The organism is Sodalis sp. RH16, from assembly GCF_047324245.1.
GTDB lineage: Bacteria > Pseudomonadota > Gammaproteobacteria > Enterobacterales > Enterobacteriaceae > Acerihabitans > Acerihabitans ligni.
Genome location: NZ_CP178737.1, coordinates 2099210 through 2119711, shown reverse-complemented (window position 1 = coordinate 2119711; position 20502 = coordinate 2099210). Strand labels below are relative to the sequence as shown.

18 protein-coding genes and 4 tRNA genes are annotated in these 20502 nt (G+C 54.5%); 2 read left to right on the top strand and 20 right to left on the bottom strand.

What is annotated here, in order from left to right; genetic code table 11:
* Positions 1 to 174: 174 nt before the first annotated feature.
* The 20 genes from ACL2XJ_RS09640 to trxA form a co-directional block, all read right to left on the bottom strand.
* Complete coding sequence (locus ACL2XJ_RS09640) at positions 175 to 447, bottom strand: hypothetical protein (RefSeq protein ID WP_413726360.1); 273 nt, start codon at positions 445 to 447, stop codon at positions 175 to 177.
* 203 nt (positions 448 to 650) lie between these two features.
* Entirely contained in the window at positions 651 to 932 is a 282-nt protein-coding gene (locus ACL2XJ_RS09635; RefSeq protein ID WP_413726359.1) for a hypothetical protein, read from the bottom strand.
* Positions 933 to 1667: 735 nt separating this feature from the next.
* Positions 1668 to 1744: transfer RNA gene (locus ACL2XJ_RS09630), tRNA-Pro, on the bottom strand.
* A 125-nt stretch (positions 1745 to 1869) separates the two neighbouring features.
* A tRNA-Leu gene (locus ACL2XJ_RS09625) sits at positions 1870 to 1956 on the bottom strand.
* A 14-nt stretch (positions 1957 to 1970) separates the two neighbouring features.
* Positions 1971 to 2046: transfer RNA gene (locus ACL2XJ_RS09620), tRNA-His, on the bottom strand.
* Between the two features lie 57 nt (positions 2047 to 2103).
* A tRNA-Arg gene (locus ACL2XJ_RS09615) sits at positions 2104 to 2180 on the bottom strand.
* Positions 2181 to 2284: 104 nt separating this feature from the next.
* Positions 2285 to 3025: a lipopolysaccharide N-acetylmannosaminouronosyltransferase gene (gene wecG / locus ACL2XJ_RS09610; protein ID WP_413726358.1), complete on the bottom strand. Its 741-nt coding sequence runs from the start codon at positions 3023 to 3025 to the stop codon at positions 2285 to 2287.
* Between the two features lie 25 nt (positions 3026 to 3050).
* A complete protein-coding gene (wzyE, locus tag ACL2XJ_RS09605; RefSeq protein WP_413726357.1) occupies positions 3051 to 4394 on the bottom strand; it encodes an ECA oligosaccharide polymerase in 1344 nt (447 codons plus the stop codon).
* On the bottom strand, positions 4391 to 5476 hold the full coding sequence (locus ACL2XJ_RS09600; protein ID WP_413726356.1) for a TDP-N-acetylfucosamine:lipid II N-acetylfucosaminyltransferase: 1086 nt from the start codon (positions 5474 to 5476) through the stop codon (positions 4391 to 4393). The genes wzyE and ACL2XJ_RS09600 overlap by 4 nt, the downstream gene beginning before the upstream one ends.
* A complete protein-coding gene (gene wzxE, locus ACL2XJ_RS09595; RefSeq protein ID WP_413726355.1) occupies positions 5473 to 6723 on the bottom strand; it encodes a lipid III flippase WzxE in 1251 nt (416 codons plus the stop codon). The genes ACL2XJ_RS09600 and wzxE overlap by 4 nt, the downstream gene beginning before the upstream one ends.
* 1 nt (position 6724) lies before the next feature.
* On the bottom strand, positions 6725 to 7855 hold the full coding sequence (rffA, locus tag ACL2XJ_RS09590; protein ID WP_132923821.1) for a dTDP-4-amino-4,6-dideoxygalactose transaminase: 1131 nt from the start codon (positions 7853 to 7855) through the stop codon (positions 6725 to 6727).
* A gap of 4 nt (positions 7856 to 7859) precedes the next feature.
* Positions 7860 to 8597 (bottom strand): dTDP-4-amino-4,6-dideoxy-D-galactose acyltransferase, encoded by a 738-nt coding sequence (rffC, locus tag ACL2XJ_RS09585; protein WP_413726354.1) that lies wholly within the window; start codon positions 8595 to 8597, stop codon positions 7860 to 7862.
* Positions 8575 to 9456 (bottom strand): glucose-1-phosphate thymidylyltransferase RfbA, encoded by an 882-nt coding sequence (rfbA, locus tag ACL2XJ_RS09580; RefSeq protein WP_413726353.1) that lies wholly within the window; start codon positions 9454 to 9456, stop codon positions 8575 to 8577. The genes rffC and rfbA overlap by 23 nt, the downstream gene beginning before the upstream one ends.
* A gap of 72 nt (positions 9457 to 9528) precedes the next feature.
* Positions 9529 to 10596 (bottom strand): dTDP-glucose 4,6-dehydratase, encoded by a 1068-nt coding sequence (gene rfbB / locus ACL2XJ_RS09575; RefSeq protein ID WP_413726352.1) that lies wholly within the window; start codon positions 10594 to 10596, stop codon positions 9529 to 9531.
* Complete coding sequence (gene wecC, locus ACL2XJ_RS09570; protein WP_413726351.1) at positions 10593 to 11855, bottom strand: UDP-N-acetyl-D-mannosamine dehydrogenase; 1263 nt, start codon at positions 11853 to 11855, stop codon at positions 10593 to 10595. Before wecC ends, rfbB begins: the two co-directional genes overlap by 4 nt.
* A complete protein-coding gene (wecB, locus tag ACL2XJ_RS09565; RefSeq protein WP_413726350.1) occupies positions 11852 to 12982 on the bottom strand; it encodes a non-hydrolyzing UDP-N-acetylglucosamine 2-epimerase in 1131 nt (376 codons plus the stop codon). The genes wecC and wecB overlap by 4 nt, the downstream gene beginning before the upstream one ends.
* 178 nt (positions 12983 to 13160) lie before the next feature.
* Positions 13161 to 14207, bottom strand: a complete 1047-nt coding sequence (gene wzzE / locus ACL2XJ_RS09560; RefSeq protein ID WP_132923827.1) for an ECA polysaccharide chain length modulation protein — start codon at positions 14205 to 14207, stop codon at positions 13161 to 13163.
* Entirely contained in the window at positions 14204 to 15313 is a 1110-nt protein-coding gene (gene wecA / locus ACL2XJ_RS09555) for a UDP-N-acetylglucosamine--undecaprenyl-phosphate N-acetylglucosaminephosphotransferase (RefSeq protein WP_413726349.1), read from the bottom strand. Before wecA ends, wzzE begins: the two co-directional genes overlap by 4 nt.
* Before the next feature lie 298 nt (positions 15314 to 15611).
* A complete protein-coding gene (gene rho / locus ACL2XJ_RS09550; protein ID WP_132923829.1) occupies positions 15612 to 16871 on the bottom strand; it encodes a transcription termination factor Rho in 1260 nt (419 codons plus the stop codon).
* A 392-nt stretch (positions 16872 to 17263) separates the two neighbouring features.
* Complete coding sequence (gene trxA / locus ACL2XJ_RS09545) at positions 17264 to 17590, bottom strand: thioredoxin TrxA (protein ID WP_132923830.1); 327 nt, start codon at positions 17588 to 17590, stop codon at positions 17264 to 17266.
* Positions 17591 to 17708: 118 nt separating this feature from the next.
* Here trxA and rhlB point away from each other — a divergent pair, with 118 nt between their 5' ends.
* Entirely contained in the window at positions 17709 to 18995 is a 1287-nt protein-coding gene (gene rhlB / locus ACL2XJ_RS09540; RefSeq protein WP_132923831.1) for an ATP-dependent RNA helicase RhlB, read from the top strand.
* A gap of 5 nt (positions 18996 to 19000) precedes the next feature.
* Positions 19001 to 20494, top strand: a complete 1494-nt coding sequence (gene gppA, locus ACL2XJ_RS09535) for a guanosine-5'-triphosphate,3'-diphosphate diphosphatase (RefSeq protein ID WP_413726348.1) — start codon at positions 19001 to 19003, stop codon at positions 20492 to 20494.
* Positions 20495 to 20502: the final 8 nt, after the last annotated feature.

Sequence of the window (20502 nt, the reverse complement as noted above, 5' to 3'; positions counted from 1 at the left end):
TTATCAAAAACGATAAGTCACACAATTACTGGGGATAAAGGAAGTCAGGCAAGAGCAGCAGGCTGGAGAATTGTTTCAAATATTTACTTGAAAGAAGCAGAAACCCTTATTTATTAGGGCCGTCAAAAGTATAGCATCTCACTTTAGGTAAAACGATGAGCATCTTTTTTCGAGTTATCTCAGTGCTTCAAGACCCGACGTTTTTATCAACGCATTGACTTTCTCAACTTTAAGATCATCCATACTGGCATAAAGGTAAAATTTCCCTTCAAAATAGGCATAATGCACATAATATGTTTCAATAGTGCTAATTTCCAGTTTCTGCGCCGCCTCGCTTTTCGGCCCTATATTTATATTATTATCAATTTCATGTATCACTTCTCTCGGGTAGGGTTTTTCGAGTATTTGTCCACCTAAGGAACCGCCAATCATTAAAAATTTAGCCACAAGGGCCTCCCAAATCAGTCACGGAGATTAATGCTCATTAACATGAGTGACTTGCCTCTTTCGACATAAAGATGTCCCGCCTAACCTAGGTTTTGATCAAGCAACAATCTGCTAAGACGGGGAAATAACCGGAATGGAGCACCAACTGCCTCAACACCCTTTTTAATCCGCGCTGAGCAAGCCGATAGCTTGAAAATGAATTTTTACAGAGGCAACGGTTTCGGAACCGATCTTTTGATTAACTCATCGGTTTCAAGCGCAGATAACGTTTTCCCTGAAAATGCCACCGCGTATCGCTGTCCGTCAGCGCTGATATGAACAACCGTATCATAACTCCTGGCAATCGGGGCTGATTTTCTCTTTTTGCTTTGGGCCATACCCATCAAGGTCATCTTTGGCACCACCAAGATACGCCCAATTTGAAATTCACCCCGATAAACGGATGTTTCCCCGTCGTTTTCAATTAATAAGAAATCAACTTCCATTCGTCACCTCTCATCGACTCTTATGCGTTGTAAAGGGTACATGCTTTATCTTCTGGCGAATTTCAAACTGCCTGGCAAAAATCACGGCTTCCAGGAAAGGTTTCCTGAATATATTTTCAGCACCGCACAACATGCGTAGGCTGTTTGATAGATATAAGCTTTTTTACCGATACCCGCAGGGTATTTTATCCTTCCAAAGTCCGACTTAATTTTTCATATAACCATCCCGCCTGCGATTATTCTCGGCTATCGGTCATATGGCAGTATTGCTGTCCATAAATAATCACTTTTTGACGTTCTCATGGCAGAAAAAAGTATTTTCAGCCGATTTTTCAATTGAACGACGCTAATTTCTTCCTAAAACACGTCAAATTCAATTTATATTTATGATAGGTAACATCAGTGATGTTCAGTTAAAAGTACCCATATACCAGCCTACTCTGTTTTCCTCAACATACCAGTCATCCTTGTGTAAGAGGACGAAAAATGCGTAGAATCTCTAAACAAGTATAGAGCAAATTTCAGATTCGTCTTTGGGGCAAAACGGTGATTGATCTTTATCGCTGGGTTGACGCCATAGGGATGCGCTGGCGCCCTACCGGCCAATGTCAGGAGGTTATAACGAGAATGCGGGAGACGCTACAAACAAAAAAAACAGCAAGTTAAAATAACTCACTGTTTTTCAGTATTTTTTAGCTCAGACCGAAGGTCCACAGACTAAGCTTACAAGGAATTTGGTCGGCGAGAGAGGATTCGAACCTCCGACCCACTGGTCCCAAACCAGTTGCGCTACCAAGCTGCGCTACTCGCCGATTTTTTGCATTTATACATTTTCTGACGCAGCATACTACAAGCCACTGCATTAACAGCCGCCGTTTACGCGGAAAGGCTATACAGGGAAAAACACAGGATGCCGACAATCGATATATCAAGGTTGTGGTGCGAAGAGAGGGACTTGAACCCTCACGTCCGTAAGGACACTAACACCTGAAGCTAGCGCGTCTACCAATTCCGCCACCTTCGCATGCCCACTGATTCTGGGGTGACTGATGGGACTCGAACCCACGACAACTGGAATCACAATCCAGGGCTCTACCAACTGAGCTACAATCACCATTACCAAATACCGCAACGCGGCGAAGCAACTGCTACAGCACTTGCGCACTAAAAATGGTGCGCCCGACAGGATTCGAACCTGAGACCTCTGCCTCCGGAGGGCAGCGCTCTATCCAGCTGAGCTACGGGCGCTTAGCGCCGTTGCGGGTGGGGATAGTACGGAATCGCGGCCTGACTGTCTAGTGCTTTTTCATACTTTTGATGTGTTTGATGACGCTTTGCTCATTTCCTGCCCATTAAAGGCGCCCGCTGACATAATAACCCACAAAACGTAAAAGTTTGCACTGGCGCCAAATACGGCCCGGCTGGCTCATCAGCCGATAGAGCCATTCCAGGCCCATATTCCGCCAGATGAGAGGAGCGCGCTTGACATGTCCGGTAAAAACATCATAAGTGCCTCCTACGCCCATATACAGCGCGTCCGGGTGATAGCGACGGCACTCGTACATGATGTTTTCCTGCCGGGGCGATCCCATTGCCACGGTAACGATGGCCGCACCGCTCTCACGGATCAGATTGTAAAGAGCGGGCTTTTCATCTTCAGTGAAATAACCGTCCCGACAACCGACAATGGCGACGTTCCATCTGGCGCGCAGCATTGCCGCGGTTTGCTCCAGCACCGCCGGCCGGCCGCCGACAAGAAATACCGGCGTACCCTCCTTTCCCGCCCGCTCCATGATGCCTTCCCATAAATCGGCGCCGGCGACGCGGGTAACCCGGGCTGAGGCGTATTTGCGGCGGATGGAACGCACGATGCTGATGCCGTCGGCATATTTGATTTCCGCTTTATCGAGCAGGGCAAACAGGGCGGCGTCCCGTTCGGCCTTTAACACCTTCTCGGCATTCATCGCCACCAGACAGCCGCTTTTGACCCGCTGGCCGTCAAACAGGTAATCCACACAGTGTTGTTGATCGCGAAAGCCCCAGATAGCCAAACCGCGAATCCGATACTGAGGTACCCCGTCAATGTTATCCATGTTTTTTATCCTTGCAGAGGGGTGATTATAACGCCTCTGTCGTTCCGCGCGGCTGTCGGGGCCGGATCAGGCCCGCACGGTCAAGCAACCAAAAAAGCAATTTAGCCAGTACCAGGCAAAATCCGTAGATCAAACAAAAAAACACCACCCGGGATACGAACGCATCAACGCCTTCCCGGGCCAGCACAATGATATTAAATACCGCGCCAAAACAGAACGCCTGCAATATTGCCGAGCGATAGCGATCGGACGCCGCCTTGCCACGCTCATATAAGGTATCGAATCCCTTAAGAATCAGGCCCACCGCGATAGCACCGAGGGGAATGAATACAACGCCTCCCATCACCAGTAAAGAACCGATAAGGGTCGGGGAAATCGCCAGGCCGGAATGGTTATCCAATACATTCCAAGTGAAATAATTGGCGGTATTCAACACCAGACTAGGCCGTTCCGGCCAGACCCAACCGGGGATGAAAACATAAAAATCCCGGATAATCGGCGCCAGTCCCTGAAAAATGATTTTATCGTAATTTTGCAATAGCAGCGCCAGGTTTTCCCAGGGGGAGAACGTATCGCGCGTCAGATACAAAAAAGTGTAAAAAGCTTCGTCGCCTTTGACATTCAGTCCATAGCGCTTCAGCGCCAGCCAGAACATGCCCGCAATCGCCATCACCCCTGCCCCACACAGTACCCACAGGCTTATCCAGCCGCGCTGTATCCCGATAAACAGGAACAGGGCAAAGGCGATAATGATATTGGCCCGGGTCCCTCCCACCACCATATAGGTGAAGATGCCGAAGGCAACGGTACTGAGCAGGAACAGCAGCCAGCTGCGGCGATGGGGATTGAGAAAATAGAGCACCAGCATCGCCGGGATAAAGAAATAGAAAAACCGTTTGAGCGCCACATCGGAGACATCGCGGGAAAAAATCTGGCTATAGGATTGCAGGCGAAACAGCAGGAAACCGTTGTGTATAAAAAAGACCCCCACGGTACCCACGGCAATGAGCGCCAGTAATATCCAAACCAGATGGGTCTCTACCCGGTTAAACGCCAGCAGCCCGAGGGGGCGGGTTTGCGTTGGGGCAAACCAGCGTGTTTTATAGCTGACATAATACACTCCGTAAAATGACGTAGCCGCCAGTAAGGCGTACATCAGGTATTCCGCGGGCACCACCTGGACGTTATAACGGAAGGCCAGCACGCAGGTGAACGGAAATCCCAGATAAAAGGTCAGCAGGTAGAGCACCGAGAAAAAAACGTTGAAGTTAAATCTGATGCGTCTGAATTCCCGATAGGTCAGCGTCAGGACAAATACCAGTCCCAGCAGATACACGAGCAATAATCCGCCAAACTGCCCCAGCGTCATAGGGTGGTCCCCGCCGCAACGGCCAGCGCACGCCGCCAGCCCTGCATATAATTGGGATAGAAAAACGCGATACGGCTTTTGTCCACAGCGGCCAGCTGCCGCTGCGCTTCCCCTACCACCGCCGTATCCAGGGTATCGCCATGGAATAATACCGGCACCTGCTGCTCCGTTAAATCCCGCCAGAACGGATTTTGCCGGCTCAGCACGAAGGGCACGCCGAACTGAATCAGCAGGCAAAGCGTACCGATGCCCTGCTGTCGGTTAAAAAGAAAATAGCCCAGATCGCATCGCCGCAGCAAGGAGAGATAGTCTGCAAAGACCACCGGTTCGGTTAATAACTCCAACTGCTCCGGGGGAAAATACTTTTCCGCTTCCGCCCGTACCCGGGCGATATAGCCGTCATTGTTCGACGGATAGCCCATGGGTATAACGATCCGTACCTGGGCGCCGAACTGCCGGTGGATGGATTGCAGCCCCTCCAGATGCCGGTTGGAGCTATCGCCGGAATTGCCCAGCAGGATGGTCAATGTTTTGCCCGCCGGCATCGCCGGACGGGCATAAGACAGGTCGGGATCCATGCGGGTGGGGAAATAGAGCGGCTCGCACGGCACCTTGGGATAACGAGGTTGATAAACCGAGAGATCCCCAAGCGTAGCGAACACGTGTCCGATGCGGCCCTGGGCGCGGCGGCGCAGCAGATAAAACAGGCGATGTTTCCACTGAACGGATTCCTCATATAAATCCGCCCCCCAAATATGCCAGCTCACCCTCGCCGCGGGTAGCCGGCCGGTGAGCAGCGCCAGCCATAAGCCGGCATTAAACTGCCCGTGCAGGAAAAAACGCGCAGTAGGGTCGGCGGCGGCGCGCTTGATGACAGCCTGCGCCAAGGCGGGTTTATCCGCATAGGCAGCAATGTCCAACGCCGGGAAGTCCGAATAGCGGGCGAAATCAGACGCCGCCACCATAAAATGCCGCACCTGTTCAGCCGGCAAAGCTCCGGCCAGGCGGTCATTGAAAAATTTCATAACCGTCACATTGTGATGGGGTATATCGGCACCCAATACGTGGATCAGCAAAGTCATTTTTTCCTGGAATAGAGAGTAAACACGCCGCCGCAAAGTAAAAAATAGACGATATAGGTTGCCATATAGGCCTGGGTCGCGCCAAGGGCCCCATGAAGAGGGATAAGCCATTGGGAAAAGCCGGTCAACAGAATAAATTGGCTCAATTCAGTCAGAAGATAAAAGCGCAAAGAGGCTTTGGCAATCACCAGATAACCAAATACGTAAGCACCCACTTTCAGTACATCTCCAATCAGCTGCCAGGCAAAAAGATCGCGCATTGCATCGAACTGTGCGGACAGCAGCAAACGGATGGCAATATCGCGCAATAGCCACAGCATCAGGCTGACGACGGCCACCGCCGGCAGCACGAACAACAGCGTGCGGCCGATTTCTTTGCTGATATCGCGCTTATCGGTCAAGCGCGCCAGCGTGGGCAGCAGATAGACGGTAAACGAGGCGGTGATGAATTGGAGATAAGCGTCGGAAATGCTGCTGACGCCCTGCCAGATACCCACTTCCGCCCAGCTGTAATGGCGCGCCAGCAAATTTCGCATCAGGATGTAGGCTACCGGCAGGGTAAAGGAGGTCATCAGCGCCATCAGGGTGAACTTGCCAAGCTCAGTGGCTAGGATCCGATCCCATGCCGGGCGCAAATCGTCCAGGCGAACCTTACGCCGTCGGGCAACGATCAGGGCCGCCGGCAGCAGGGTGGCGGCCGGTACCAGCGCCAAACCGGCCAGGGCCCCCTGATAGCCGCCAAGATAATAACTAAGAAAGTAAGCGCCCGCTCCCAGTATGCTGCCGGAGCCCACGGCCAAGGCATTTCCCGCCGCATCGCGAAATCCTTTCAGAATGGCCAGCATCAGGTTGGCATAGGCGATACCGAGCTGAATAAACGCCACGGCGTAGATCACATACCGATATTGGTCATGACCGAACAGGACGCGGCTTATAGGTCCGGCGGCCCACAGGAACACCAGCGCCAGCAGGACGGAAGACCCCAGCACCAGGGTGGAACCGGTACCCAGCACTCTGCGCAGCGACTCCGGCTGGTGCTGATACTGCGCCACATACTTGGTGATGCCGTTGAAAATACCGGCTCCGGACAGTACGCCCAGCACCGTCACCAACTGCCTGAAATTGCCCGCCTGGCCGACGCCGCCGGGTCCGAAGGAGACCGCCAGCAGCTTCACCACCAGCAGGCCGGCGCCGATCTTTACCAGCGTCGACGCGGCGGTCCATAATGACGCCCCCGCCAGCGACATATCAGGAGAAATATCCGTTTATGGCGTCGATAATCCGGGATTGAACATCGTCGGTAAGATTGTAGAACAGCGGCAAACGCACCAGCCGGCGGCTTTCCCGGCCGGTAAAGCGCTCTTCGCCGTGGAAGCGGCCGAAACGCTGTCCCGCCGGGCTGTCATGGAGGGGGATATAGTGGAATACCGTCAGGATATCCGCCGCCTTCATATGGTTGATAAATGCCGTACGATCGTGGATATCCCGTAACTTCAGATAAAACATATGGCCGTTTTGCACGCAGCCCGGCGCGATAAAGGGGATATCGATGCGCCCCTGCTCCGCCAGGGGCGACAACGCGTTCCGGTAGCGGTGCCACAAGGCCAGGCGGCGTTGGTTAATCTCATCCGCCGCCTGCAACTGCCCCCAGAGATAGGCGGCCTGGATATCCGCCATGAGATAGCTGGAACCGATATCCCTCCAGGTGTATTTATCCACCTGGCCGCGAAAGAACTGGCTGCGGTCAGTGCCTTTTTCCCTGATGATTTCCGCGCGCTCAATCAGCGCCGGGTCATTTATCAGCGTGGCGCCGCCCTCACCCCCCGCCGTGTAGTTTTTGGTCTCATGGAAACTGAAACAGCCGATATGGCCGATGGTGCCGAGAGCCTTGCCTTTATAGGTGGACATGACGCCTTGGGCGGCATCTTCCACCACAAACAGCCGGTATTTTTTCGCCAGCGCCATGATAGGGTCCATGTCGCAGGCCACGCCGGCATAGTGAACCGGCACGATAACGCGGGTTTTCTCGGTGATGGCCGCTTCAATCAGGGTTTCGTCCATATTCAGGGTATCCGGGCGGATATCCACGAATACGATGACGGCGCCGCGCAGCACAAAGGCATTGGCGGTGGAGACAAAAGTGTAGCTGGGCATGATCACTTCATCACCGGGGCGGATATCCAGCAAAATAGCCGCCATCTCCAGCGACGCGGTGCAGGAAGGGGTCAGCAATACCTTGGCGCTGCCGAAACGCTGTTCCAGCCACTGCTGGCAGCGCTGGGTAAAACCACCGTCGCCGCAGAGTTTGCCGCTGCCCATCGCCGAGCGGATAAAATCGATTTCAGTGCCCACCACCGGCGGTGCGTTAAACGGAATCATATGTTCACCTGTATAACCAATAAGCGGCGCCGTCAATGGTCGCTCCGCATGCTATGTATAGCCGTAACGCGGCGATATTGCCGGTCTGGGTTGCCACCCGCAGGCGTTTCTTGTGACGATCGCGGCACCAGTCCTGGGCCGCGTTAAACAGCAGGCGGCCGATGCCCCGGCCGCCGAATACCGGGTCCACCGCCAGCAGCCCGATACGCGCCTCGCCAGCAGAGATATCCCGCAGGGTCGCCATGCCGATGACGGCCCCCGGCGGGCCGGCTACCAGGCAGCCGTGATCAAAACGCCCCAGCACGGCGTTCTCGGCCCACAGGGCGTAAAAACGGCTGCTGTCCGGGCTGGAATACCAAGGCTCACGAAACCGGCTCAGGGTAAATGCAGTGGAGGCCATGGCGCGCAATGCCGGAATATCCGCCGCCCCGGCAAGACGAATTTCCGCGGGGAGGCCTAAATTGGCCTCGGATTGAACGTTTTTGTCCTTGGCGGGTTTGAGGGTCGGTGTTATTTCAACGCTGAGGTCGGTTTCACCCTCAACAAGACGAAAGCCCAGAGCCGCCAGCGCATCAAGCTGCTGCGGACACTGGGCCGCCACTTTGGCTTGGACGATTTTGAAGGCGTCCAGGCCGGCTGACGACACCGGCGGAGCCGCCGGGTCAAAGACCAGTTTGCCGCTGGCGAAACCGAAAAAATCGCTTTCCCAGCGCAAAGGTTCAATATTGGCGTGGACGGGCATGAAGTAAATTCACCAGATATTGGCCGTAGCCGGTTTTTGACAATGCCTGGGCCGCGCGGCGCACGCCGTCGTCATCCAGCCAACCGTTACGCCAGCCGATCTCCTCCAGGCAGGCGATTTTAAATCCCTGGCGTTTTTCCACCGTCTGCACAAACATACTGGCCTCGATCAGGCTGTCGTGAGTGCCGGTATCCAGCCAGGCGAAGCCCCGGCCAAGGAGCTGCACCTGCAACTGGTCGCGCTCCAGGTACATCTGGTTAATGGAAGTGATCTCCAGTTCGCCGCGGGATGACGGTGTGACTTGTTTGGCGAACTCTATCACCTGGGCGTCATAAAAATAGAGGCCGGTAACCGCCCAATTGGATTTGGCCTTGATCGGTTTCTCTTCGAGCGACAATGCCCGAAAATTATCATCGAATTCAACCACGCCGAAGCGTTCTGGATCCATTACCTGATATCCGAAAATAGTCGCGCCCTGGGTGCGCGCCGCCACCTCCCTGAGTTTCGGACTGAACCCCTGGCCGAAGTAGATATTATCCCCCAGCACCAGGCAGCAGGGTTCACCGGCGATAAAGGCTTCGCCGATCAGAAAAGCCTGCGCCAGTCCATCGGGACTTGACTGAGCGGCATAGCTCAGGCGGATACCGAACTCGTCGCCGTTGCCCAGCAATCGCCGGTAAGAAGGCTGGTCCTCGGGTGTGGTGATGATCAGGATGTCACGGATACCGGCCAGCATCAGCACCGACAAGGGATAATAAATCATCGGCTTGTCATATACGGGTAACAGCTGTTTGGACACGCCGCGGGTGATGGGATGTAGGCGGGTGCCGGAGCCGCCCGCCAGAACGATGCCTTTCATAGGCTCTCCTGCCGTCGTTTCATGAAATACAGCCGTGACCGGACACCAACCGGTCCGGCCGCAGACGGAGCCTCAGCGAGCCAGCCCCAGACGTTCGCCGGCATAGGTACCGTCCTGCACTCTACGCCACCAGGCCGGATTTGAAAGATACCATTGCACGGTTTTACGCAAACCGCTGTCGAATGTCTCCCGCGGCAGCCAGCCCAATTCACGTTCGATCTTCCCGGCGTCGATGGCATAGCGGCGATCGTGCCCCGGCCTGTCGGTGACAAACTGGATTAAATCGAGAAAATTCACCACTCCGGCCGGTTTGGTTACCCCACTATCTTCCAAGATCCCGCAGATAGAGGCCACAACGTCGATATTTTTACGTTCGTTATGGCCGCCGATATTATAAGTTTCACCGATTTTCCCCGCCTCTGCCACCCGATACAAGGCCCGTGCGTGATCTTCCACATACAGCCAGTCGCGAATCTGCCCGCCGTCGCCGTATACCGGCAACGGTTTTCCCGCCAAGGCATTCAAGATGACCAGCGGAATCAGCTTTTCCGGAAACTGATAGGGACCGTAATTATTGGAACAATTGGTGATAAGCGTGGGCAAACCAAAAGTCCGCAGCCAGGCCCGCACCAGATGATCGCTGGCGGCTTTGGAAGCTGAATAGGGACTGCTGGGGGCATAAGGGGTATTTTCGGTAAACAGGTCCTGGGAGGCGCCAAGATCCCCGTACACTTCATCGGTGGAAATATGGTGCAGACGAAACGCCGCTTGCTTTACCCGGTCAAGCGTCTGCCAATAGCGCAGAGCCGCTTCAAGAAGGATATAAGTACCGTTGATATTGGTGTGGATAAACTCCGCCGGCCCGTCGATGGAGCGATCCACATGGCTTTCCGCCGCCAGATGCATGATAAGGTCGGGCCGGTAGGTCTGCAAAAGCCGGTCCAGCGCCGGGCCGTCGCAAATATCCAGCCGTTGGAAATGATAGCGTTCATCCCCTGCGACAGGCTCCAGGGAGTCCAGGTTGCCGGCATAGGTCAGCTTATCCGCCACCAGCACGCTGTCCGGGGTAGCGGTGATGATATGTCTGACCAGCGCGGAACCGATAAACCCGGCGCCGCCGGTAACCAGTATCCGCTTCACCGCCAAACCCCCCTTGTATCCACCAACCATTTCTGGCGTATTGCCGAGGGCGGCAGCGCTTTGAACTGACGATGATCCACCAGCATTACCAGCACATCCGCCCGGTTGAGCGCATCCTCCAGCGCGGTGAGGGCGGCATGCCCGGCCAACGCCTCGGGCAGTTGCCGGACATTGGGTTCAACCACCAGGGTCGTGCCCTGATGCCAGGATACTATCCGTTGGACAATGGATACCGCCGGACTTTCGCGTAAATCATCGATATCCGGTTTAAACGCCAGCCCGAAACAGGCGATAATCACCTCCCCTGCCCGTTTATTGGTTTCAAACAGGCACTCCGCCACCGCTGACTTCACCTGTTCCACCACCCAGGCCGGCTTATCATCGTTCACCAGGCGCGCGGTGCGGATCAAGCGCGCCTGCTGCGGGTTCTGCGCGACGATAAACCAGGGATCCACCGCAATGCAGTGGCCGCCCACGCCGGGGCCGGGCTGTAAAATATTTACCCGCGGATGGCGATTGGCCAGACGGATAAGCTCCCACACATTGATGCCCTGCTCGGCGCAAATCAGCGACAGCTCATTGGCGAAGGCAATATTCACATCCCGGAAGCTGTTTTCCGTGAGCTTGCACATCTCGGCGGTACGGGAGCCGGTAATGACACATTCGCCTTCCAGAAAGAGTCGATAAAGCTCGCTGGCGCGCGCGGAACAGCGCGGGGTCATCCCGCCGATCACCCGATCGTTTTTAATCAGTTCGGCCACGATTTTGCCCGGCAAGACCCGCTCCGGGCAGTAAGCGATATTGATATCCGCCAGCTCACCCGCCGTCTGGGGAAAATGCAGATCGGGACGCGCATCCGCCAGCCATAACGCCATCTGTTCAGTGGTGCCCACCGGAGAGGTGGATTCAAGAATTACCAGGTCCCCCGGTTTTAATATCGGCGCCAGGGAGAGGGCCGCCGCCCGGACATAGGTCAGATCCGGCTCATGGCCGTCTTTAAACGGGGTCGGTACCGCGATCAGAAAGGCGTCCGCCGCCTCGGGACGGGTCACCGCCCGCAGATAACCATCGTCAACAGCGCTCTTGACCAGCCGCGCCAGATCCGGCTCGATAATATGAATTTCGCCGCGGTTGATGGTATCCACCGCCCGTTGGTTGACATCCACCCCCACCACGTGTTTCTGGCGAGAGGCGAACGCCGCAGCGGTCGGCAGACCGATGTAGCCCAGCCCGATGACGGAAATCGTGTCAAAACTCATACTTTCACCTGATGATTTTTTAATGCTTCGATTATTCGCCGGCACGCTTGTCCATCACCGTAAGGGTTATGAGCCCGGCTCATGGCCTGATATTCATCGACGTCATTAAGCAAGGTCGACACCGCCGCCTGTATCCTGGCGGGATCGGTCCCCACCAGCAGTACCGTGCCCGCCGCTACCGCCTCGGGCCGCTCGGTGGTGTCACGCATCAGCAGGACCGGTTTACCCAGGGAAGGCGCTTCCTCCTGAATACCGCCGGAGTCGGTGAGAATCATGTAAGCCCGATCCATAAGATAGACAAACGGCAGATAATCCTGCGGATCGATGAGTTTGATATTGGCTATGCCGCTCAGAATACGGTTAACCGGTTCGCTGACGTTGGGGTTCAGATGCACTGGATACACCACCTGAACCTCGGGATGGTTGCGGGCAATATGGGCCAATGCGCTGCATATACGCTCAAAACCATCGCCAAAACTCTCCCGGCGGTGGCCGGTAACCAGAATCAGTTTTTTTTGTCCATCAAGAAAATCGTAGCGCTGCTCAAGGGAGGCGCGCAAGGCGGCGTTATTCAAGACGCGATCGCGCACCAAAAACAGCGCATCGACAACGGTGTTGCCGGTGATGAAAATCCTTTCCGCCGCCAAACCCTCGCGCAAGAGATTTTGCCGGGCGTTTTCGGTGGGAGAGAAATGATACATGGCCAGATGGCCGGTCAGTTTACGATTGGCTTCTTCCGGCCAGGGCGAGTAAAGATTGCCGGTGCGCAATCCCGCTTCCACATGGCCCACCGGAATATGGTGATAGAATGCCGCCAGGCTGGTGGCCAGGGTGGTGGTGGTGTCGCCGTGCACCAGCACCACATCGGGCTCAAACGACTGCAAAACCGGTTTCATTCCGGTAAGGATCCGGCTGGTGATTTCCGTCAGCCCTTGATCCGGCTGCATGATATTCAAATCGTAATCGGGAATGATATTGAAAAGACGCAAAACCTGATCCAGCATCTCCCTGTGCTGGGCCGTGACGCAAATTCTTGACTCGAAGGCCGGATCATTGGCCAGGGCCAAGATCAACGGTGCCATTTTAATGGCTTCCGGCCTGGTGCCGAAGACACTCAACACTTTCACAGCAATTCCCTTCCGTCTCGTGTAAGCCACCGGGATGGCTCGTATAAGTTCTGCCGCGTGGCGGGCGAAGCATCTATCCGGATTGATGCCCGGTCTAACCCGTCATACTTCCAGTTGCCGGTGCGTTGGCGTTCCCGCAACTCGAATTATTCAGGGTAGACTTTGTGCTGCGGCAACATCATAGACGGCGGCTTAACGCTATCCCTGCGCCCACCAGCACACCCATGGCACCCCAGAGAATGAGCAGGAAAACCCGGCGAGGTCTGTCGCGTTTTACCGGTTCCTCGGGCGTTCTTAAATAACGATATGTCTGGAATTTATGTTGCAATGCCGGTCCTACATTCAGCGTAGCCAACATTGCGCGATTCTGATCGTACTCCAGGTCAAAATTGGGCCCGGCGGCCTGCAATGCCGACAGCCTGGCTTGCAATACCGGTTGCCCCAGCAGGTAAAGGGCGGATTGAGGTAAAGACTCCGCCGGCGTATCGGTTTGACTATGGCTTATGCCTTGCCGCTTGGCAATCTCCAATGCTTGCCGAAGCGCATTCACATCCCGTTCAAACATGGCCTGGGACACCGCTTCCTGACGCTTGACCTGGGCCTTAAGTGAGATGGCGCGGGCCGTCCAGGCGCCGGTGACATCTTCGTTCAGAACCCCGTCCGCGCGCTGGTTGGCATAAGCGACATACGCGCGCAGCAGCGTATTGGCATCCGCCGCCGTTTCGGCCGTCAATGTCACCTGGTCCGGCAACTTTTTCGCATCGTCGCGGGGAACGAACTGAACGTTATTGATCATCTCGTCCAGCAGCAGCGCATCGGCACGGGAACGTCCCTCTTTACGGGCAATGTAATAAGCGCTCTGTAGCCAGAAATCACGCCGGGTATCATAGGAGGAGAGCTGGCGGATAAACTCCTGGTAGGCTTCATCCCCGATAGACGGCATATCCGACGTCGGCAAGGTAGAGTTTTTCACATCCAGGTTACGTAAAAATTGCTGTTGTGAGAAATAACTGCCCAACATATTCACCGTCGGCCGATCGGTGATGGCGGTAGCGGTCCATTCCTGCTTCACCAATAGAGAGTAGATCAAGGCGCACGCGGCAAAAATCGCCGCCATGGCGACAATCCAGCGCTTGCCGCGCCATAACCGGAGAACAAGACCGCGAATATCCAGTTCATTATCCAGTCGGGGGTCGTGTGAGGAAGCATGTTTATCTGGTGTCATTTCCGTCCCGAAGTGCGGCCGGCCGGTAATCTTTTATCGCCGAACCGCCGCTTTGTCCGCTTTACGAAGCGCGCTACTCGCCAGGCGCATTTAAGCAAATAGCCATAAAGCAAGAATACCAGCACGAATAAAATCAGCATCACGGATTCAGGCCAGACCAGCCAGCGTTCTCCCGCGACGCCGAAAGCAGCCAGCAAAGCTGCGGTAACGGTAATAATAACAAAGGCTTGTCTGGAACTAAAGCCGGCTCGCATAATTAGGTGGTGGATGTGCTGCCGATCGGGAGAAAACGGGCTCATTCCCTTGCGCATCCTGCGGTACATAATGGCTATCATGTCCATGAGCGGAACGGCGATAATCCACAATGCGGTAACCGGGCGCATTGGATGGCCGTCGCCTTGGGTGCTTTGCAAAATTAGCCAGATGATGCTGAATCCGATCATGGTGCTGCCGGCGTCGCCCATAAACACTTTGTAATGCCGGCCAAATATGCCGAGGTTAAGCAGGATATAGGGCAAGATGGCGGCAATCAGGGCAAAGCACCACATCCCCAGGGCAAAATCATTGTCCAGCCATAGGAGTATGCCCATAGCGCCAAGGGAAACGCAGGACAGTCCTCCCAGCAGACCGTCAATACCGTCCATCATGTTAAAGGCGTTAATTGAGGCCCATACAGCGAATAGGGTAACCAGATAGCCAAAGAGTCCGAGCAGCATCTCCCATGGGCCGAAGATGAACCCCAGGCTACTCATATAAAGACCGCCGAAAACCATCATGGCAATTGCGACTAATGCCTGAATGGCGGCGCGGGATATAACGCTGATATCGTATTTATCATCAAGAGCACCCGTAATGACCAGAATGCCCGCGCATAATAAATAGAGTTCGATATGGGGTACGGCAAGATCAGTATAAATGAAAGTGAAACAGATACCGGCAAAGATTGATATGCCGCCCACCAGCGGGATCTGCCCTTGATGGCGTTTGCGGTAATTGGGCCGGTCCACCAGACCTATCTTCTTGGCAATCTTGCGCAGAAAAAACAAAAAAACCATTGAGAACAGAAAAATGGCAATAAAATCAGTACTCATATTGAGTAAGTTCACAATAGAAAGCTCTCTGCATCCATCGGGCTGTTTGGGACGCTACTGTGGTGTACGCCTCGCACTTTTTGCCTCAATTGTCACCAAATTCCGTGACACTGAAATATTTTTTCTTTCATCTTTTTCATCGTACCCGGCTCTCCGCCAGGTTTACTGAAGCAAAAAGACCGCTTGCCTTTACCCTATAGCTGCAACCTGAAATATCTTTGGTAGAAAGGTATGACAAGCAAGATGCGACTATCCTAGCATCACAAACAAAAAACGCCACGTTTAGACGTGGCGTTACCCGAGTTTTTGTTGTTTAAGAGCGTTTCATCATGTCAAAGAATTCATCATTGGTTTTGGTCATGGCCAATTTGTTCATTAGGAATTCCATGGCATCGGTTTCACCCATGGGATGGATGATTTTACGCAGGATCCACATCTTTTGCAGCTCCTCCTGCGTGGTAAGCAGCTCTTCTTTACGGGTACCGGAACGATTGTAATCAATGGCGGGAAAGACGCGTTTTTCCGCAATTTTCCGCGAAAGGTGCAATTCCATATTACCGGTACCTTTGAATTCTTCGTATATGACTTCGTCCATCTTCGAGCCGGTATCGATTAGCGCCGTCGCGATAATGGTCAGGCTGCCGCCTTCTTCCATATTACGCGCCGCGCCGAAGAAACGTTTCGGGCGATGCAATGCGTTGGCATCCACGCCGCCGGTCAATACTTTACCGGACGCGGGCACCACGGTGTTGTAGGCGCGGGCCAGGCGGGTAATGGAGTCCAGCAGGATGATAACGTCTTTTTTATGCTCCACCAGACGCTTGGCTTTTTCGATGACCATCTCGGCCACTTGTACATGGCGTGAGGCCGGTTCATCGAACGTTGAGGCAATGACTTCGCCTTTCACCAAACGCTGCATTTCGGTCACTTCTTCCGGTCGTTCGTCAATCAGCAGCACCATCAGCACGCAATCAGGGTGGTTGTAGGCGATGCTCTGCGCAATATTCTGCAGCAGCATGGTCTTACCGGCCTTGGGAGGGGCCACAATCAGTCCGCGCTGACCGCGACCGATAGGGGCGGCCAAATCCAGCACCCGGGCGGTGAGATCCTCGGTGGAACCGTTACCGCGTTCCATGCGCAAACGGGAGTTGGCATGCAGCGGAGTCAGGTTTTCGAACAGGATTTTATTACGGGCATTTTCCGGCTTGTCGTAATTGACTTCGTTGACTTTCAACAGTGCAAAGTAACGCTCGCCCTCTTTCGGCGGCCGGATCTTGCCGGAAATGGTATCCCCTGTTCGCAGGTTGAAGCGGCGGATTTGGCTCGGAGAAACATAGATATCGTCGGGACCGGCCAGGTAGGAGCTGTCACTGGAGCGCAGGAAACCGAATCCATCCTGCAATATTTCCAAAACGCCATCGCCAAAGATATCCTCACCACTTTTGGCATGCTGCTTTAAAATGGCGAAGATGATGTCTTGTTTGCGCATGCGGGCCAGATTTTCCAGCCCCATATTCTCGCCGAGAGTTACTAGCTCAGAAACCGGCGTATTTTTTAATTCGGTAAGGTTCATAATGGTGGGTTCTTAAACTCGGGGTATTTCTCGAACTATTCTTGTGGATGGTATGGCAGCGTAAAATCGTGCCTGTCTAACGGCATTTAATCCCAGTGCATCCCGTTTGGGCTGATGAACAGCAAATCATGCAATATGAATACAAGAAGACTGAAGATTGAGAGCGCCTAAAAACGGATCAATTCAAATCCAGATTGCCTGAACACCTTGCTTGATCACGCCAATGCTGTTCTATAACGGGACTCGGGCAAAGAGTAAAGCTCAGATTCAAACTACGGGTAAGATCTAAATGCAGTGGACATAAACTTAGCATGGTTCTTGGCGGGCGTCTAGCGGTCAATACGAGAAATCATAATGAAGCCAGAGCCCGGCAAAAAATCACCCTGGGGCAATTACAAATTTTTATTCAGAAATTCTTTTAATTGACCCTTGGACAGCGCGCCGACCTTGGTTGCCACCACTTCGCCATCCTTGAACAACAACAGCGTCGGAATGCCCCGGATACCGTATTTAGGCGCCGTGGCCGGATTCTCATCGATGTTCAGCTTGGCGATGGTCAATTTGCCTTCGAATTCATCAGCGACTTCAAGGAGTATAGGCGCTATCATCTTACAGGGACCGCACCACTCCGCCCAGAAATCCACCAGGAACAATCCCTTTGCCTGCAACACGTCCTTGTCGAAGCTGTCGTCACTTAAGTGAATAATTTTATCGCTCATGTTCTACTCCACAGGATTATCATTACCCGGCTGATTCACAGCTTACAGACGCCGGGTTGACTTTATTTCACTGGATACGCTTTCGTAATGCAATAGTTAACTGTTATTCTACCACACTATGAGCAAAACACACTTAACCGAAAAGAAGTTTTCCGACTTCGCCCTGCACCCGCTGATTATTGAATCCCTTTTAAAACAAGGATTTAGTAATTGTACGCCTATTCAGGCGCTGACGTTGCCCATCACCCTCGACGGGAAAGATGTGGCGGGCCAGGCGCAAACCGGAACCGGAAAGACGCTGGCCTTCCTCGCGGCCGCGTTTCATCATTTACTGACACATCCCGCGGATGAGCAGCGCCAAATCAATCAGCCGCGTGCTCTTATCATGGCGCCGACCCGCGAGCTGGCGGTGCAAATCCATTCGGATGCCGAACCCTTAGCCCAGGCAACCGGCCTGAAAATGGGTCTGGCCTACGGTGGCGACGGCTACGATAAGCAGCTTAAGGTTCTCGAATCCGGGGTCGATATCCTGGTGGGCACCACCGGCCGTCTCATTGATTATACCAAGCAGAACTATGTCAATATGGGCGCCATTCAGGTGGTGGTGCTTGACGAAGCCGATCGCATGTTCGATTTGGGTTTCATCAAGGATATCCGCTGGCTGTTCCGGCGTATGCCCGCCGTTGAACAACGCCTGAATATGCTGTTTTCCGCCACCTTATCCTACCGGGTGCGCGAGCTGGCGTTCGAACATATGAACAACGCCGAATATGTGGAAGTGGAACCCCTGCAAAAAACCGGCTACCGCATCCAGGAAGAGCTGTTTTATCCCTCCAACGAAGAAAAGATGCGCCTGCTGCAAACGCTGATTGAAGAAGAGTGGCCGGATCGCTGCATCATTTTCGCCAATACCAAGCACCGCTGCGAAGATATCTGGGGCCATCTGGCCGCCGACGGACATCGTGTGGGCCTGCTCACCGGCGACGTTTCGCAAAAAAGGCGTTTGCGTATCCTGGAAGACTTTACCCAGGGAGCGCTGGATATCCTGGTGGCCACCGATGTCGCCGCCCGCGGCCTTCATATCCCGCTGGTTACCCATGTATTCAATTACGATCTGCCCGATGATTGCGAAGATTATGTCCATCGTATCGGCCGGACCGGACGCGCCGGGGAAAGCGGCAGTTCCATCAGCCTGGCCTGTGAAGAATATGCATTGAACCTAACGGCGATTGAAAGCTATATTGGCCATCAAATCCCCGTCAGTAAATACAATAGCGATGCGCTATTGAATGAGCTTCCTGCGCCGAAACGGCTCACGCGCGCCCGGCCTGGTACGGGCCCGCGCCGCCATTCCGTATCCCGTCGCAGCGGAGCGCCGCGTCATAACCGCAAACGTCCGGGCTAACCAAGATGCCGAGCTGCACCTCTCTTTACGCCGCCATTGACTTAGGCTCTAACAGTTTCCATATGTTAGTGGTTCGTGAGGTGGGCGGCTCCATCCAGACGCTGGCGCGCATTAAACGTAAAGTGCGCCTGGCTGCCGGATTGGATGCCGACAATCGGCTATCCCAGGAAGCCATGCAGCGCGGCTGGCACTGCCTGAAGCTTTTTGCCGAACATTTGCAGGATATTCCGCCGGCGCATATTCGCGTGGTGGCGACCGCTACGCTGCGTATTGCCGTCAATGCCGACGCCTTTCTGGTCCCCGCCCGAGAAATCCTGGGCAGCCCCGTACAGGTCATCAGCGGCGAAGAAGAAGCGCGGCTGATTTATCAGGGCGTGGCCCACACCACCGGGGGGTCGGACGAGCGCCTGGTGGTGGATATCGGCGGCGGCAGCACCGAGCTGATAGTGGGACGCGGCGCCCAGGCGCTGGAACTGTTCAGCCTGGAAATGGGATGCGTTACCTGGCTCGAACGCTGGTTTAACGATCGCAGCCTGACCAAAGAGAATTTCGAGCAGGCGGAACAGGCGGCGCGGGAGATGATCCGTCCGGTGGCATCAAGTCTTCTGGCCTCGGGCTGGCAGGTTTGCGTCGGCGCGTCCGGCACGGTACAGGCTCTGCAGGAAATCATGGTGGCGCAGGGCATGGACGAACACATCACCCTGAGCAAGCTTCTTCAGCTCAAACAGCGGGCCATTCAGTGCGGCAAGCTGGAAGAACTGGAAATCGAGGGACTGACCCTCGAGCGGGCGTTGGTATTCCCCAGCGGCCTGTCGATATTGCTGGCGATTTTCCATGAGCTGGGCATCAAAACCATGACACTGGCCGGCGGCGCGCTGCGGGAAGGCATCATGTACGGCATGCTGAATATTTCGGTATGCGTGGATGTCCGCGAACGGACGCTGAAAAATCTGCAGCACCGCTATCAGCTTGATGTCGAACAGGCGCAGCGGGTGAGCCGGCTGGCGGATGATTTCGCCCGTCAGGTGGCCAAGGCGTGGCAGTTGGATGAACGATGTTTCACCTTGCTGCACTGTGCCACCATGATTCATGAGATTGGACTGAGTATCGATATCAAAAACGCCCCGCAACATGCCGCCTATCTCACCCGGCATACCGATTTACCCGGTTTCACCCCCGCCCAGCAGAAACTCATCGCTACGCTTTTGCAAAATCAGAGCCATCAGATTGACGTCGCCCAGCTAAACCAGCAAAACAGCCTGCCGCCCCGGATGGCGCAGCGCCTGTGCCGCCTGATGCGTTTGGCGATTATTTTCGCCAGCCGCCGCCGCGACGAGACGGTTCCCGAGGTCAAACTGCGGGCGCTGGACGATACCCTGCACGTGCTGTTGTCCCACGGCTGGCTGAAGGCGCATCCGCTGCGGGCGGAATACCTGGAGCAGGAGAGCCAGTGGCAAAGCTACGTCCATTGGCCGCTGCTGCTGGAAGAAATTCATTAAAGCTACGT

Bases quoted from the DNA above. Each gene is read 5' to 3' on its own strand.
- ACL2XJ_RS09635 (WP_413726359.1), bottom strand. From the start codon at position 932: ATGGAAGTTGATTTCTTATTAATTGAAAACGACGGGGAAACATCCGTT.
- wecG (WP_413726358.1), bottom strand. From the start codon at position 3,025: ATGGATAACATTGACGGGGTACCTCAGTATCGGATTCGCGGTTTGGCT.
- wzyE (WP_413726357.1), bottom strand. From the start codon at position 4,394: ATGACGCTGGGGCAGTTTGGCGGATTATTGCTCGTGTATCTGCTGGGA.
- ACL2XJ_RS09600 (WP_413726356.1), bottom strand. From the start codon at position 5,476: ATGACTTTGCTGATCCACGTATTGGGTGCCGATATACCCCATCACAAT.
- wzxE (WP_413726355.1), bottom strand. From the start codon at position 6,723: ATGTCGCTGGCGGGGGCGTCATTATGGACCGCCGCGTCGACGCTGGTA.
- rffA (WP_132923821.1), bottom strand. From the start codon at position 7,855: ATGATTCCGTTTAACGCACCGCCGGTGGTGGGCACTGAAATCGATTTT.
- rffC (WP_413726354.1), bottom strand. From the start codon at position 8,597: ATGCCCGTCCACGCCAATATTGAACCTTTGCGCTGGGAAAGCGATTTT.
- rfbA (WP_413726353.1), bottom strand. From the start codon at position 9,456: ATGAAAGGCATCGTTCTGGCGGGCGGCTCCGGCACCCGCCTACATCCC.
- wecC (WP_413726351.1), bottom strand. From the start codon at position 11,855: ATGAGTTTTGACACGATTTCCGTCATCGGGCTGGGCTACATCGGTCTG.
- wzzE (WP_132923827.1), bottom strand. From the start codon at position 14,207: ATGACACCAGATAAACATGCTTCCTCACACGACCCCCGACTGGATAAT.
- rho (WP_132923829.1), bottom strand. From the start codon at position 16,871: ATGAACCTTACCGAATTAAAAAATACGCCGGTTTCTGAGCTAGTAACT.
- trxA (WP_132923830.1), bottom strand. From the start codon at position 17,590: ATGAGCGATAAAATTATTCACTTAAGTGACGACAGCTTCGACAAGGAC.
- rhlB (WP_132923831.1), top strand. From the start codon at position 17,709: ATGAGCAAAACACACTTAACCGAAAAGAAGTTTTCCGACTTCGCCCTG.
- gppA (WP_413726348.1), top strand. From the start codon at position 19,001: ATGCCGAGCTGCACCTCTCTTTACGCCGCCATTGACTTAGGCTCTAAC.